Raw genomic sequence first — 14,862 nt, forward strand, 5'->3', positions numbered from 1 at the left:
CGGTTACCCTACGACGAAGTTAAGGATGCGATTTGGGACAACGATCACCTTGCGCACGGTGACGCCCTCAAGATGTCGTTTAACGCTCTCGTCTGCAAGCGCCATTTCGCGGATTTCGTCCTCCGAAGCACCCAGCTTGACCGAAAGTTCGCCGCGTTTCTTGCCATTGACCTGCACCGGCAGGATATAGACGTCGTCGGTGGCAAGCTGAGGGTCGAATTGCGGCCAGGCCGCATCGGCGATCAGGCCGTCATGACCCAGTCGCGTCCAGCCTTCTTCGGCCAGATGCGGCGTAATCGGCGCGATCAGTCCGGCGAGGATGGTCAGGGCTTCGCGGCGCGCCGCCGTGCCGGTCTTCTGCACGTCCGAAGCGCGCAGGACGTTGACGAACTCGTACAGCTTGGCGATCGCCGCGTTGAAACGGAAGCCCTCGAAGCCTTCGGTGACGGCCTTCGACGCCTTGTGCGCTGCCTTGCGCAGGTCCAGCGCAGCGGCCTCGTCGCCCGCGATCTCTTCATCGGGCAGGCTATCGAACTCGGTCCACACGCGCGAGGTAAAGCGCCACGAGCCTTCGACGCCGCCGGTGGTCCATTGCACATCGCGTTCCGGCGGCGAGTCCGACAGGACGAACAGGCGGGCCGCATCGACACCATAGGTGTCGAAGATATCTTCGGGCGCGACGACGTTCTTCTTCGATTTCGACATCTTTTCGATGTCGCCGATTTTCAGGTGCTCGCCGGTCGACAGGCGCTTGGCCAGACGGCGGCTGTTGTCGAAAATGATATCGACATCCGACGGATCGACCCACTCACCGGCTTCGGTCTTATAGGTTTCATGCGTCAGCATGCCCTGCGTGAACAGGCCCGCAAAGGGCTCTTTCACGTCGAGATAGCCGCAGGTGTTCAGCGCCCGCGTGATGAAGCGCGAATAGAGCAGGTGCAGGATGGCGTGTTCGATGCCGCCGATATACTGATCGACCGGCAGCCAGTAATCGGCATCGGCCTTGCGAATCGCCTCATTGGCGTCCGGCGCGGTGAAGCGGGCGAAGTACCACGACGAATCCACGAAGGTGTCGAGTGTGTCGGTTTCGCGGCGCGCGTCTTTCTGGCAATGCGGGCACTTGACGTGCTTCCACGTCGGGTGACGGTCGAGCGGATTGCCCGGCACATCGAAGGTCACGTCGTCCGGCAACACCACCGGCAATTGCGCATCCGGCACCGGCACGACGCCGCAGTCTTCGCAGTGGATGACCGGGATCGGGCAGCCCCAGTAGCGCTGACGCGACACGCCCCAGTCGCGCAGACGGTAAATGGTTGCGCCTTCGCCGAGACCCATGCCTTCGATTTTCGCGATGGCCTGCTCCTTGGCGGCTTCGATATCGAGCCCGTCGAGGAAGTCCGAATTGAAGATCGTGCCGGGACCGGTATAGGCCTCGGTCCCGACGGTGAACACTTCCGGATCGGCGTCGGCAGGCAACACGACCTCGGTCACCGGCAGATCGTATTTGCGGGCGAAGTCGAGATCGCGCTGATCGTGCGCCGGGCAGCCGAAAATGGCGCCGGTGCCGTAACCCATCAGGACGAAATTGGCGATCCAGACATCGAGCGTCTCACCGTCCTTGAACGGATGCGCCACCTTCACGCCGGTGTTAAAGCCGAGCTTCTCACCCGTGTCGATTTCTTCCTGCGTCGTACCGCCTTTTTTCACCGTGTCGATGAAGGCATCGAGTTCCGGCGACGCAGGCAGAGCCTTGACCAGCGGGTGATCGGCGGCAACCGCGACGAAGCCCGCCCCGAACAGGGTGTCAGGCCGCGTCGTGTAGACCTCAAGCCCGTCGAAACCGGCGGGCGCATTATCCGCAAACTTGAAGCTGAACTTCAGGCCCTTCGAGCGACCAATCCAGTTGGCCTGCATCAGGCGCACCTTGTCCGGCCAGCGGTCGAGCGTCTCCAGACCCTCGATCAGCTCGTCGGCATATTGCGTGATCTTGAGGAACCATTGCGTCAGATTGCGCTTCTCGACCACGGCGCCGGAACGCCAGCCTTTACCGTCGATGACCTGTTCGTTGGCCAGCACGGTATTATCGACCGGGTCCCAGTTGACCTGCGACTCCTTGCGATAGACCAGATCGTGCTTCAGCAGGTCGAGGAACCACTTCTGCTGCTTGCCATAATAGGCGGCATCACAGGTAGCGAATTCGCGCGTCCAGTCGATCGAGAGGCCCAGACGCTGAAGCTGCGTCTTCATGTTGGCGATATTGTCGTAGGTCCAGCCCTTGGGGTGGATGCCACGCTCCATCGCCGCGTTCTCCGCCGGCATACCGAAGGCGTCCCAGCCCATCGGGTGCAGAACGTTGAAGCCGCGCGCCCGCTTGAACCGCGCCACCAGATCGCCCATGGCGTAGTTGCGCACGTGACCCATGTGAATCCGGCCCGACGGATAGGGAAACATTTCAAGCACATAGTACTTGTCTTTGCCCTGGGCCTCAGCCGCGCCTTTCGTCAGGAAGACCTGAGCGTCGTCCCAGCGGGCGCGTTGTTTCGGTTCGGACTCTTTGGGATTGTAGCGTGACATCGGTAAGCCATGAAGGGCGGCATCTCGCCGCGAAAAAATATGGCTCCCCGAATAGACAAAAAGAGCGTTCAGGTCAAAGCATGGTGTCGTTGACACGCGAATTTACACTGTTGTCCCTTTGTACAAAGGATTGACGCTGTACGGGCTCTATATAAAGCTGAATTCCAGCAAGGGTGGATAAGGGGGATATGCCAATGCACAAAGTCAGGATCTATACCTTTTCAGGTGTGCTTCAGGCCATAGCGGGTCTGCTATTGCTCAATTTCGGCATATTGTTTCATGCTTACGATCAATGGAAACAGGTGGCTGGATTTCCGACCTTGCCTCTGGCAATCTTTTTAGCGGCCTTATCATTTTATCTGATCAGCAAAGAGGCTGTCTTTAAAGAGTTTTCTTTAGGCGAAAATCATAAACACAGATCGATGATCCGAACCCTAAACGTCTTAATCGTCGTGTGTATATTTTTATTCATCACAAGCCTGTTTTTGGTTTTTATTATAGATGTGATTTACAAAGATAAGGCGTTTGCTTTTATTTTAAATATTTTCCTAATGTCTATTTTTACATTGAGCACAATAATTAGTCTTTTTCTGGAAATTTGGCGGGGCAAAATGTTTCAATCATCTGAAAAGATGTTTGTTTAATTACAAAGAAAAAAGGCTCCCGATATGTATCGGGAGCCTTTGACGTTATGGCCTGTTAGAGGCCTTACTTGACGTTCGACAGGCGCAACTGACGGGCACGCGTCAGGATGGCGTTTTCGATGTCGATCTGGGTCTGGGCCGAAACCGTGGCGTCCACCCACTGACCGCCGGTATTGGTCTGCTTGTACAGCGACACGTTCAGGGCATCGGCGCGCAGGCGGGTATCGAGGATATAGATGGTCGCCTTGAAACGCTCGTCCGGCTTTTCCGGGTTGGCGTACCAGTCGGTGATGATGATGCCGCCCCACGGATCGGCCGAGGCCAGAGGCATGAACGAAATGGTGTCGAGCGACGCGCGCCACAGATAGGCGTTGACGCCGATGGTCGCGTCGGCGGTTTCCGACGCCGGCTTCTTGCCGCCAAGACCCAGAAAACCCTTGCTTTCGGCGCTGGCGTCGAGGGTGCTTTCTTTCTTGCCGAAACTGGTGCAACCCATCAGGCTCAGGGACATTGCCGCGGCGGCCACGACCAGAACCGCCTTTTTCGTCATCGTCATAGTATCGTCCACTCCGCAAGTGTCTCTTGGCCAAAAGGCTCTATTAACCGCTCTATAGCATAGGCAAGCGGGGGTATGACAAGAGCTTCCTTGTCCGGGCATAGCCCCAAGCCCCCAAAAATGGCCCGTTGCGGCGCAAACTGGCATTCAATTGAGACGCTTATGCGGCAAACGGGAGAACGTCGCGTAATATCGAGCGTGACCATTTCAACACATGTTTTGGGGGAATCTGACTCATCCGTCTAAAAACGATCAATTATATTGATTTCATTCACCATCCCTCTTAATCGGGAAATAACACATATACGCCAAAATAGAGGTGTAGGGTGTGGCTGGGTTAAACCTTATGGGGACTCTGAACGGTTACATAAAACCGTCATCATTCCTATATAAGGCAAAATCCGAAACAGGTTCAGGGTTTGGCGCGCACATATACGCGCCTTTGGTTGACAAAACACGATGACACGGTTGGTCGCAGGTTTGGTATCGTTGACAGTGCTGGCAGTCGCCGCAAGCACTGCGCCGGCCTTCGCGCTCAATCAGCAAACCGTGAAGGGCAAGACGAGCGAGGCCACCGCCCCCGTCAGTCTCACGGGCGTTACCGTCGACGCTTCGTCCAACGCCAAGCAACAATCCAAGGTCTATCAGTGGTCGCTCAAGGGTCGCTGGGGTCTGAAACTGGGTGTCAACGAAGACGAAGCCCGCCCCAGTGGCTGGAACGACGTCGATGCGGGCGCCTTCTACAAGATCACCCCGTCGGTTCGCGTCGGCGGTTCGGTCGGTTTCGGCGAGAAGACCAAGGCGCTGCAACCGCGTGACCCGGCTCTTGAAAAAGACCAGCCGCGCGTCCGTCTGGAAACAACGTTTAAGTTCTAAGCCTGACAGGCTTTTTTCCTACAAATGAAACGCCTCAATCGCTCCAAAGCCCGCAAGGCCGGAGTGCATCAGCGATTCCGCATTATCCGCACCGATCCCGCCCAGGCCCAGAACCGGTACAGGGCTAAGGTCGCAAAAGCGCTGGATGCCCTTGAGGCCAATCGGTGACACGCCCTGAGCCGAGGGACTTGCGCTCGGGAATATCGGCGACACAAACACCCCATCCAGATCCGCTATATCCGATGCGTCCAGCGTCTCGCATCCGTGACAGGCCGCCGTCAGCAACCATTCGGGATGCGCCTTGCGTAGGTCCGCTGCCCGCCACAGGCTCTGTTCGCGCAGATGCACCCCATCGGCGACGATCTCTTCGGCCAGGGCTTCGTCTTCACCGATCAGCAGTTTCAACCCGTTGTCTTCGCTCAGTGTTTTCAATACCCGCGCATGCGCACCCGCATGACGGTCGCCGAAATGGCGATAGATAATCCCTGCACCCTCCGGCAGATGAGCGACAATCTCTTCGGGATGCGGCGTCCGCTTTGGGTCGGTAAAAAAGAACAGGGGCGGCAAAGCACTGGACATATGCGCATGGCGGGCTATGTCTCTGGCGCGGTTCATCAAAAAGGCGAAGCGGGTCTTATATGTCATCCCAGTCCGGTACCTCTGCTGAAAACTACGGTAGCGTCCTGACGTCGCTGAAAAAAGGCTTGCGACGCGCCGGACGCCCTGAGAACGCCGCGATTCTCACGGCGGTATCCAAAACCCAGCCCTGGGGGGTTATACGCCCGGTGCTTGAGGCTGGCCACCGACGTTTTGGTGAAAACCGCGTGCAGGAGGCGATGGAGCGTTGGGGACCGGTGAAAGATCAGTATCCAGATCTGACCCTGTGCCTGATCGGGCCGCTGCAAAGCAACAAGGCGGCCGACGCGGTGGGGTTCTTTGACGTGATCGAAAGCGTCGATCGCGACAAGATCGCCCGCACTATCGCTGACGAGATCCAGAAACAGGGCCGCGCGCCGGACATCCAGATACAGGTCAATATCGGCGAGGAAGTGCAAAAGGCCGGGATTTTGCCGCTGGAGGCCGATGCCTTTATCGCGACGGTGCGGGGTTATGGGCTGAACGTGACCGGCCTGATGTGCATTCCGCCGGTCGAAGGCCCGCGCGGTCCCTATTTTGCCTTGCTGCGTAAGATCGCCGAACGCAACGGCATCGCGTACCTCAGCATGGGCATGAGTGACGATTACGAGACCGCCCTGCGCTTCGGCTCGAACGAAATCCGTGTAGGTACGGCCATTTTCGGCAGTCGATGATCAAGGCCCTCCCCTGAAATCAGGGGAGGGCCTTATCCCACAATCTCCACATAACTCTCCGCATCGGCGCTTTTCAGCAGTTCCAGCAGATGCGCCTGCGAGAGGGCCACACACCCTTCCGTGCCCGAATAATCCTCGCGCGCCAGATGCAGGAAGATCGCCGACCCCAACCCCTTCACCGGCGGGTCGTCATTATGGCCCAGCACGCAGATGATGTCGTAAACACCATCCTCGCGCCACAGCGTTTCATGGCTGCCCTCGAAGGGCAATTTCACAGGTTGATTATAGGACTCCGACCCCACATCATCGCACCAGCCATCGTCCGGCGACAGAGCTTTGACGGGCAGAACCGTTTCCGGCACCGGCAATCTATCCGGCCGATAAAACACGTATTTCAGCGGCCATATCCCCAGTGGCGAGCGTAAATCGCCCTCTCTTTTATCGTTTGCAGGAATAACGCCCCCTTTACCGAGGGCGCAACGCACCTTATCTGAGTTTAAGACTAGAAAACCCTCGGGGTATGCGGTAAAAATTTTGACCATTTGCCGGTTACACTAAAAGCCCGCAGCGAAAAGTGGATACCGGTTTTCGCGAGCAGCGGGCGAGATTTGAGACTTTAAAAACTAAACTCATAAGCTACAGGATTATGGTGCAACAAAAAACCCTGCTGATAGTCGATGACGACGACGAACTGCGCGAAGCTTTGGCGGAGCAGCTTGAGCTGCACGAAGAGTTCAAGGTCACGCAAGCCGCCAACGGCACCGAAGGCATCCGCCTCGGCAAGACGATCAATGCCGACCTGATCCTGCTCGACGTCGACCTGCCCGACATGGACGGTCGCGAAGCCTGCCGTGTCCTGCGCAAGTCCGGCCTGACCACTCCGGTGATCATGCTGACGGGTCAGGCCAGCGACTCCGATCAGATCCTGGGCCTCGACGCCGGCGCCAACGACTACGTCACCAAGCCGTTTCGCTTCGCCGTCCTGCTGGCCCGCATCCGCGCTCAGGTCCGTTCGCACGAAACGTCCGAAGACGCGACCTTCCGCATCGGGCCGTACGAGTTCAAACCGGCGCTCAAGCTGCTCATCGATCAGGTGCAGAAGAAGATTCGCCTGACCGAAAAAGAAACCAATATCCTCAAATACCTCTATCGTGCGGGCGGCAAGCCGATCTCGCGCGAAGAACTTTTGACCGAGGTCTGGGGCTATAATGCGGGCGTCACCACGCACACGCTGGAAACCCACGTCTATCGTCTGCGTCAGAAGATCGAGCCCGATCCAGCCAATGCCCGTCTGCTGATGACCGATGCCGGTGGGTATCGTTTGCAATTCTGATAAAACCGGGGCCTGATGGTGCCGGTTTTCTATTTGGGGGAACGATGCGGATAACCTTAGCACTGACATTGCTCGGCCTTTGTCTGTCGGGTTGCATGGAAGCCAAGACAGACGATTTGACAGGGACATTCGTCTATGAGGATCAGGGTCAAAAAGAAACGCTCATCCTGAAAGCTGATGGGACAGCCACTCTGCAAAACGGCTATAAGACCGAACATTTCAGGTGGGCAACAGGAGAGGCCGAACCGGGATGTTTGAGGGTTAATTTCGAACCCGTTGGAAACGCTGAGGAATGGCATCCCTGCGCTGACAAAGGGCCGGCAGGCGTATTTATCTCTCAGAGAAAAAACGCAGATGCTTTCTACAAAAAGGTCCGGCAAAAGTGACTTTAGGCTATTCCGGCACACCTCTGGCCAAGAAACTCGGCTACAAGCCGGGGATGCGTGCGCTCACCGTCAATGCGCCGGACGATTATGCGACGTGGCTTGAGCCCTTGCCGGAGGGTGTCGAGTTCAGCGCCGACGACCCGCAACTGGTGCATCTGTTCACCATCGACCGTTCAGAACTGGAAGCCCGCTTGAAAGCGTGGCGCGACACCCTGTCGCCCGACGCCATGGTCTGGGTATCCTGGCCCAAAAAAGCGTCGAAAGTCCCCACCGACATCACAGAAGACGTCATCCGTGCGGTCTGTCTGCCGATGGGCTGGGTCGATGTGAAGGTCTGCGCCGTCAGCGAGGTCTGGTCGGGCCTCAAACTGGTCGTGCGGAAAGAACTGCGTCAGGCCTGATCTTCCACAGGCGGCAGCGACTCCCGATGTTCACGATCGCCATCTTCGTCGATCACGTACCAGCAGAACCAGATCGCGTCCTCGATCTTGCCGCCTTTGGCGAGAAAATCTTTGATGGGGTCCGGAAAGGCCAGCTTGATCTGTTCTTCGAAATTGAAGTGGTTTTTCAGGTCTTCCCAATCGGTCAGGGCCATCTCCGACACCATGCGGATACGCACGTCCCACGGCAGATCATCGGGCACCATTGCCGCCGGATCGGTTTCGACCCAATCGCATTCACCGATACAGCCGGGGATGCGAATCTGAAGCTGACCGCCGAGGCTCATCAGATTGACCTCGACCGCGGCCTTGATCACCGCCGGGATGTCGCGGACCTTCCACGCATATTCGCCGTGCTGGAAATTGGCCTTGGCCAGAATTTCGGCGGGCAGACGGGCTTCGATGGGAGTATCAGACATAAGCGCATTCCAAAAAGTGGGCACCGGTTTTTGGAAGCAAATGCGCGACTAAGCAAGAGCTAATTCAACCTGTATGGGGGCGTGGTCGCTGGGGCGTTCCCATTCGCGGACCGTATCGTGGATCACGGCGGCTATAGGCGAGGTCAGGCGCGCCATCAAGCCCGGATTGAGCAGGATGTGATCCAGCCTCAGCCCGCGATTGGACTTGCGGAAATCGGCCGAGCGATACGACCACCAGGTGAACAGTTTTTGCGGATCGGGGCAGGCCGCGCGGAACGGGTCGTGGAAATCGCCCGCGGTCATCAGATTGCCGAAGGTCTCCAGCTCCGCCGGTGTATGGCTGACGACGCGCAGCATCTGACGGTGCGACCACACGTCGTATTCGCCCGGCGCGATATTGAGGTCGCCACAGATCATCAGCGGTTTGTCGGCATCGCGACGTTTCAGGTACTCGGTCAGGCGCTCGTAAAATTCCAGTTTATGGTCGAACTTGTCATTGGCCGCGCGATCCGGCACATCGCCACCGGCGGGAATGTAGAAGTTCCATAGCTCGATCCCGGCGACCTCGATCGCCTGCACGCGCGCCTCGCCCCGGCGGCAGAAGGGCAGGACCTCACGCGTCTCGAACGGGTACTTCGACACCAGCGCCACGCCGTGCCAGCCCTTTTGCCCATTGACCAGAACGTGCGGATACCCCGCCTCGACAAAGGCCTCTGAAGGGAATTCATGCGTCTGGCATTTGATTTCCTGAATGCACAGGATGTCGGGATCGGCCTGTTTCAGAAAGCGCAGCACCTGATCGAGCCTGAGGCGGACCGAATTGACATTCCACGAGACGACCGACAGGCGCATACAAATTCCAGACACTTGATTCAAAACAAAAAAGACCCGGTCAGTTTACCGACCGGGTCAGATTTTGGCACATAACACGAAGAGATAAAGGGAAAAACGCACTCAAGAGATCATAGTCTGGTCGTCGCCGTCCAATCTCACACCGGAGAATTCGTATGAGATGTTGTGTTAATAATGGCACGGTTGTGGAAAAACGCAATGCACATTTCCGTGTTATCGGCGAAAATCGACTATCTCAAGCGTTATTTTGCATCCTTGGGTTTATTCAACACGAACAGATCGGCCTTGACCGGGGCATTTTTGTTAAAGGTCAAGAGCTTGAGCCGCGTCCCCTTGCCTTGCGCATCGGTCACCGTCCATTCGCCGAGCGTCAGGTTGCCGCCCTGCTCGATGAAGGTCATCAGGATCGAACCTTCGACGTCGCGGCGACGGTCGCGCGCCTTGAGGCGGAAGCCGTCGGTGGTCGAAGTGACCTCGGTGACAATGACGCCTTGATCCAGCCGGATCTGCTTCGACAGGAACAGCGACAGCGGCGTGGCGTCGAGCGGATACTGATTGAAGGCCTTCAGGCGCGGGTCCCACATATTGACGCGCTTACCGTCGGCGACGACCAGCAGCGAATAGGGTGCGTCATAGGCAAAACGGATCTTTCCGGGACGTTGCAGCCACCACTCGCCCTGGGTCTTGCGACCCTTGAAGTCGGTCTGCTCGAACCGACCTGCGCCGGAATTGAGGCCCTGCAGATAGGCGACGGCACGATTGATACGGCCCTGATCCTGCGCGCTGAACTTCGGCGCCAGAACGAAGGGTTGGGTATTGGTGCGGCCCTGCGCCAGAGCCGCCACCGGCAGCAGGCCACCGGCCGTCAGGCCGAGCAAAAGCGTGCGTTTTGAAATATCGGTCATGTCATTCTCTTACGGTCATTATTGGCCTTGAGAAAGAGGCTATCCGCATATGATGACGCGAGTACGGCATCAAAACGTCATAAGCCTTGCACAAAGTGGCCGTAACCTAACACCACGGTGAACCACGGTGTTAGGATGCCATCAGGCGACGGCACAGCGCATCGAGTTGCTCCAGATTGGCGTAGGCGATCTTCATCTCGCCCTTCCCGCCCTTGTCGTCGAGCTTGACCGTCAAGCCGAGGATTTCTTCCAGATCCTGCGCCAGCGACAGCACGTCGGCGTCAGGCTGCGCTTTCGGGCGCGCCGATTTGGTTTCAAGCCCCGCCGACGATTGCCGTGCCAAGGCTTCGGCCTGACGCACCGACAGACCCTGCGCGATGATCTTCTCGGCCAGTTCGGCGGCATTGTCGCACGTGGCGATGGCGCGGGCGTGACCGGCGCTCAGGCGACCATGGATGACGTGATCCTGAATCGCTTCCGGCAGGGCCAGAAGGCGCATCATATTGGCGATGTGGCTGCGCGATTTCGACACGACCTGAGCGACCGCGTCCTGTGTGCGACCAAAGCGCTCCATCAGGGTTTTATAGGCGCGGGCCTCTTCGATCGGATTGAGGTCTTCGCGCTGGACGTTTTCGATGATGCCGATTTCCAGCACCTCGAGATCGTCAAGCTCGCGCACCAGTACCGGCACGGTTTTCAGGCCCGCCTTCTGCGCCGCGCGCCAGCGACGTTCGCCGGCGATGATCTGAAACTGACCGGCGGCATTGGGGGCCGGACGGACGAGGATCGGCGACAGGACGCCCTTCTCTTTCACCGAAGCCGCCAGATCGTCGATCTCGGCTTCGGAAAAAAAGCGGCGCGGCTGATCCGGATTGCGCACCAAGAGCTCGATCGGCTTTTCCAGCGTCTGCACCGGCGCGCCATCGGCAGCAACTGGCATGGCAGGCACATTGCCCTGATTATCGCTCAAAAGCGCCGAAAGCCCCCGTCCGAGGCCGCGTTGTTTTTCTGACATCTGATTAATTCCGCAAATAATACTCCCCCACTTGTGGGGGAGGTGGCAGCGAACGTAGTGAAGCTGACGGTGGGGGGCCTTTGTAGAAACCGCAAAGGCCCCCCTCTGTCACTTCGTGACATCTCCCCCACAAGTGGGGGAGTATTAAGAGGTTAGGCCGCTTCCTGCGCGCGGCGCTGCTTTTCGCGCTGCACGACTTCGCGGGCCAGTTTGAGATAGGCCTGAGAGCCCGAACATTTGAGGTCGTAGATCAGCGCCGGCTTGCCGAACGACGGCGCTTCCGACACCCGCACATTGCGCGGGATGACCGTATCATAGACCTTGTCGCCGAAATGGCCGCGCACATCCTTGGCCACGTGCCCCGACAGGGCGTTGCGACGGTCGTACATGGTCAGGACGATGCCCTGCAATTCCAGCCGCTGATTGAGCGAACCGCGCACCAGGTCGATGGTCCGCATCAACTGGCTAAGGCCTTCCAGCGCGAAGAACTCGCATTGCAGCGGCACCAGCACGGCGTCGGACGCGCTCATAGCGTTGATGGTCAGCAGGTTCAGCGACGGCGGGCAGTCGATCAGGACATAGGTGTAACGCACCTCGCCCTCGTTCAGTTGCTGCTCCAGCGCGTCGCGCAAACGATAGGAGCGACGCTCGGCCTGCCCCAGTTCGATCTCGACGCCCGACAAATCAGGATCGGACGGAATGATGAACAGACCCGGCACCGAGGTTTTTACGGCGCATTCGCCGATCGGTTGCTGATCGACGATGACGTCGTAGATGGTCGTCGTACGCGCGGCGCGTGGCACCCCCAGACCGGTCGAGGCATTGCCCTGCGGGTCCATGTCGATCAGCAGCACGGTTTCGCCGACCGCCGCCAGCGCCGTGCCGAGATTGATGGCGGTGGTCGTTTTACCCACGCCGCCCTTCTGGTTCGAGACGGCCAGAACGCGCGGCGGACGCTTGACAGTAGGTTTATTTGGCACGTCGTACGCTCCGGATATGCACCACGCGACCGCGAGGATCGCTGAGGGAAGGAAACTTTTCGGCCTGAAACGACCAGTGTTGGTGCGCCTCGATGATCTCGGCGTCGGTATTTTCGCCCTTGAGCAGCCACCCTTCGGCGCCGCGTTTGAAGAAGCCCTCGGCAAAACCCAACAGCTTCGGCAGCGGTGCCATGGCCCGCGCCGTCACTACATCGACCTTGAGAGATACAGTCTCCGCGCGGTCATTGATAACCGTGGCGGGCAAGCCTAACTCTCGCACGATTTCGCTCAGAAAGCGACAACGCTTGGCCAATGAATCGATGAGATAAACATGTCCGGCTGGGGATGAATCGGGGGATAGTATGGCCGGGTCTGTGGATGAATGCTTCAAAAGTATGGCCAGCACCACACCCGGAAATCCGGCCCCTGCCCCCAGATCGGCCCAGGTTCTGGCGTCCGGCGCATGGTTCAACAATTGCGCTGAATCGAGCACGTGCCGCGACCAATAGTGCGGAATCGTGGCCGGACCGACCAGATTCATCACCTCATTGCGCTCAGACAGTATCTGGCCGAAGCGCGTCAAGTCGTCGATAGCCGCCTGTTTCACGTGAAACACCAGATGCGACGCCATCTCTTCCGGCGTCATGAATTGCTCACTCATGCTCAGGCTACGCTCTTTTTCAGGCTACGCACATGGAACAGTAGGGCCGTCAGGGCCCCCGGCGTCATGCCTTCGATGCGGCTGGCCTGACCGAGCGTCAGGGGCTTCACCCGGTTGAGTTTTTCCTTGGCCTCGTTCGATAGACCGCCCACCGCGAAGTAGTCCAGATCATCCGGCAGCGCCAGATTTTCGTCCTTGCGGAACGCGTCGATCTCAGCGGCCTGACGCCCCAGATAGCCCGAATAGAGCGCGTCGATTTCGACCTGCTCGAAGATCGCATCCGACCACCCATTCAGTTCCGGCCAGATAGTTTTCAGCGTGTCACGGTCGCAGCTATCGTAAGACAGCAATTGCAGCAGGTCGCGCTTCTGACCATCGGCATTGACGCGGATGCCGTGCGCATTGGCCTCGTTCGGCGTCAGCTTCAATTCCGCCGCGCGCGCCCGCGCTTCGGCCAGCGCCGCCTTCTTCTCCAACCAATGCGCCTTGCGACGTTCGCTCAGAATACCCAGTTTCAGCGCCGTATCCGACAGACGCTGATCCGCATTGTCGGCGCGCAGCTTGAGGCGAAACTCGGCGCGACTGGTGAACATGCGGTAGGGTTCAGTAACGCCCTTGGTGACCAGATCGTCGATCATCACCCCGATATAGGCTTCGTCACGACCGAGTACGATGGCGTTCAGACCCCCGGCTTTCGCGGCCGCATTGAGCCCGGCCATCAGGCCCTGCGCCGCCGCCTCTTCGTAGCCTGTCGTGCCATTGATCTGTCCCGCCAGAAACAGCCCCGGCAGCTTCTTCAGCTCCAGCGTCGGATAGAGTTCGCGCGGATCGACATAGTCGTATTCGATGGCATAGGCGTAGCGTTTGACGACCACGTTCTCCAGACCGACGATGGTACGCAGAAAGGCTTCCTGCGTCGCCTCGGAAACGGAGGTTGAAATACCGTTCGGATAGACGGTGTCGTCGTCATAGCCTTCGGGTTCGAGGAAGACCTGATGGCTGTCCTTATCCGAAAAACGCACCACCTTATCTTCGATCGACGGGCAATAACGCGGCCCGCGCCCGGACAGATAACCGCCATAGACCGCCGATTCCATAATGCGGTCGTTGATGATGCGATGGGTCTCGGCGTTGGTATGGGTGATACCGCAGACGATCTGAGGCCGGTCGATGGAGGCCGTCAGGGTCGAGAACGGCGTCGGCACCGCATCGCCTTCCTGCTTTTCCAGAATATCCCAGTTGATCGTCTTGCCATCCAACCGCGCCGGGGTGCCGGTCTTCAGACGCCCCATGTCGAGTTTCAAGTCATAAAGCCGCTGCCCCAGACCATTGGATGGCTCGTCACCGAAACGTCCGGCAGCCATGCGCTTCTCGCCGATATGGATGATACCGCGCAAAAAAGTACCGGTCGTCAGGACCACCGCCTTCGAGCGATATTCGACGCCATTGGCATCGACCGCACCGATTACGGTGTTGCCTTCGAGGATCAGGTCTTCGACCGCCGCCGCAATGATGGTCAGGTTCTCGGTGGCTTTCAGTTCGGCCTGCATGGCTTCGCGATAGAGCTTGCGGTCGATTTGCGCGCGCGGACCGCGCACGGCGGGGCCTTTCGACTTGTTCAGCACCTTGAACTGGATGCCGCCGATATCGGCCATGCGGCCCATGACCCCGTCCAGCGCATCGATTTCACGCACCAGATGCCCCTTGCCCAGACCACCGATGGCCGGGTTGCACGACATCTCGCCCAGGGTCTCGATCTTGTGCGTCAGCAAAAGCGTCTTGGCGCCCATGCGCGCGGAGGCCGTAGCCGCCTCGGCACCGGCGTGACCACCGCCGACGACAATAACATCCCAAAGCTGGGTCATGGACGCGATACCTTATGCGGAAGAGTTGAGCCGCAGCCTATATCAG

General features: G+C 58.5%; 17 protein-coding genes. 6 read left to right on the plus strand and 11 right to left on the minus strand.

Annotated features, from left to right (window positions below; genetic code table 11):
* Positions 1 to 3 precede the first annotated feature (3 nt).
* Positions 4 to 2,574 (minus strand): leucine--tRNA ligase, encoded by a 2,571-nt coding sequence (leuS, locus tag AEYBE204_RS21800; protein WP_023460482.1) that lies wholly within the window; start codon positions 2,572 to 2,574, stop codon positions 4 to 6.
* A 194-nt stretch (positions 2,575 to 2,768) separates the two neighbouring features.
* On the opposite strand from leuS, the gene AEYBE204_RS21805 reads away from it, so the two are divergent.
* Positions 2,769 to 3,218, plus strand: coding sequence for a hypothetical protein (locus tag AEYBE204_RS21805; protein ID WP_023460483.1), 450 nt, complete (start codon positions 2,769 to 2,771; stop codon positions 3,216 to 3,218).
* Between the two features lie 64 nt (positions 3,219 to 3,282).
* Here the strand turns inward: AEYBE204_RS21805 and AEYBE204_RS21810 are convergent, their stop codons facing one another.
* Entirely contained in the window at positions 3,283 to 3,774 is a 492-nt protein-coding gene (locus tag AEYBE204_RS21810; protein WP_023460484.1) for a DUF3576 domain-containing protein, read from the minus strand.
* A gap of 495 nt (positions 3,775 to 4,269) precedes the next feature.
* Between AEYBE204_RS21810 and AEYBE204_RS21815 the strand changes: the two genes are divergently transcribed.
* Entirely contained in the window at positions 4,270 to 4,650 is a 381-nt protein-coding gene (locus tag AEYBE204_RS21815; RefSeq protein WP_023460485.1) for an NtrZ family periplasmic regulatory protein, read from the plus strand.
* Between the two features lie 18 nt (positions 4,651 to 4,668).
* Here the strand turns inward: AEYBE204_RS21815 and AEYBE204_RS21820 are convergent, their stop codons facing one another.
* Complete coding sequence (locus AEYBE204_RS21820) at positions 4,669 to 5,295, minus strand: thiamine phosphate synthase (protein ID WP_023460486.1); 627 nt, start codon at positions 5,293 to 5,295, stop codon at positions 4,669 to 4,671.
* On the opposite strand from AEYBE204_RS21820, the gene AEYBE204_RS0119725 reads away from it, so the two are divergent.
* Entirely contained in the window at positions 5,289 to 5,960 is a 672-nt protein-coding gene (locus AEYBE204_RS0119725; RefSeq protein ID WP_031229529.1) for a YggS family pyridoxal phosphate-dependent enzyme, read from the plus strand. The two genes, AEYBE204_RS21820 and AEYBE204_RS0119725, sit on opposite strands and share 7 nt — an antisense overlap.
* 32 nt (positions 5,961 to 5,992) lie before the next feature.
* Here the strand turns inward: AEYBE204_RS0119725 and AEYBE204_RS0119730 are convergent, their stop codons facing one another.
* The gene (locus tag AEYBE204_RS0119730) at positions 5,993 to 6,502 is read right to left on the minus strand and encodes a L,D-transpeptidase (RefSeq protein WP_031229531.1); all 510 of its coding nucleotides are present in this window, start codon (positions 6,500 to 6,502) and stop codon (positions 5,993 to 5,995) included.
* A gap of 104 nt (positions 6,503 to 6,606) precedes the next feature.
* On the opposite strand from AEYBE204_RS0119730, the gene AEYBE204_RS21825 reads away from it, so the two are divergent.
* The 3 genes from AEYBE204_RS21825 (at position 6,607) to AEYBE204_RS21835 (ending at position 8,080) form a co-directional block, all read left to right on the plus strand.
* Positions 6,607 to 7,293 carry a response regulator transcription factor gene (locus AEYBE204_RS21825; RefSeq protein WP_023460489.1) on the plus strand — a complete coding sequence of 229 codons (687 nt, stop codon included), beginning with the start codon at positions 6,607 to 6,609 and terminating at the stop codon, positions 7,291 to 7,293.
* Between the two features lie 95 nt (positions 7,294 to 7,388).
* Entirely contained in the window at positions 7,389 to 7,679 is a 291-nt protein-coding gene (locus AEYBE204_RS21830) for a hypothetical protein (RefSeq protein WP_155908178.1), read from the plus strand.
* Positions 7,676 to 8,080: a hypothetical protein gene (locus AEYBE204_RS21835; RefSeq protein WP_023460491.1), complete on the plus strand. Its 405-nt coding sequence runs from the start codon at positions 7,676 to 7,678 to the stop codon at positions 8,078 to 8,080. The genes AEYBE204_RS21830 and AEYBE204_RS21835 overlap by 4 nt, the downstream gene beginning before the upstream one ends.
* Here AEYBE204_RS21835 and AEYBE204_RS21840 read toward each other — a convergent pair.
* The 7 genes from AEYBE204_RS21840 to mnmG form a co-directional block, all read right to left on the minus strand.
* Positions 8,071 to 8,538, minus strand: a complete 468-nt coding sequence (locus tag AEYBE204_RS21840; RefSeq protein WP_023460492.1) for a hypothetical protein — start codon at positions 8,536 to 8,538, stop codon at positions 8,071 to 8,073. The two genes, AEYBE204_RS21835 and AEYBE204_RS21840, sit on opposite strands and share 10 nt — an antisense overlap.
* Positions 8,539 to 8,586: 48 nt before the next feature.
* Positions 8,587 to 9,390: an exodeoxyribonuclease III gene (gene xth, locus AEYBE204_RS21845; RefSeq protein WP_023460493.1), complete on the minus strand. Its 804-nt coding sequence runs from the start codon at positions 9,388 to 9,390 to the stop codon at positions 8,587 to 8,589.
* Between the two features lie 242 nt (positions 9,391 to 9,632).
* Entirely contained in the window at positions 9,633 to 10,295 is a 663-nt protein-coding gene (locus AEYBE204_RS21850) for an outer-membrane lipoprotein carrier protein LolA (protein WP_023460494.1), read from the minus strand.
* A gap of 130 nt (positions 10,296 to 10,425) precedes the next feature.
* The gene (locus AEYBE204_RS21855) at positions 10,426 to 11,310 is read right to left on the minus strand and encodes a ParB/RepB/Spo0J family partition protein (RefSeq protein ID WP_023460495.1); all 885 of its coding nucleotides are present in this window, start codon (positions 11,308 to 11,310) and stop codon (positions 10,426 to 10,428) included.
* Positions 11,311 to 11,462: 152 nt separating this feature from the next.
* Entirely contained in the window at positions 11,463 to 12,290 is an 828-nt protein-coding gene (locus AEYBE204_RS21860; protein ID WP_023460496.1) for a ParA family protein, read from the minus strand.
* A complete protein-coding gene (gene rsmG, locus AEYBE204_RS21865; RefSeq protein WP_235068017.1) occupies positions 12,280 to 12,951 on the minus strand; it encodes a 16S rRNA (guanine(527)-N(7))-methyltransferase RsmG in 672 nt (223 codons plus the stop codon). Before rsmG ends, AEYBE204_RS21860 begins: the two co-directional genes overlap by 11 nt.
* 2 nt (positions 12,952 to 12,953) lie before the next feature.
* A complete protein-coding gene (mnmG, locus tag AEYBE204_RS21870; protein WP_023460498.1) occupies positions 12,954 to 14,816 on the minus strand; it encodes a tRNA uridine-5-carboxymethylaminomethyl(34) synthesis enzyme MnmG in 1,863 nt (620 codons plus the stop codon).
* Positions 14,817 to 14,862 lie beyond the last annotated feature (46 nt).

This window comes from Asticcacaulis sp. YBE204, from assembly GCF_000495855.1.
Classification (GTDB): Bacteria; Pseudomonadota; Alphaproteobacteria; order Caulobacterales; family Caulobacteraceae; genus Asticcacaulis.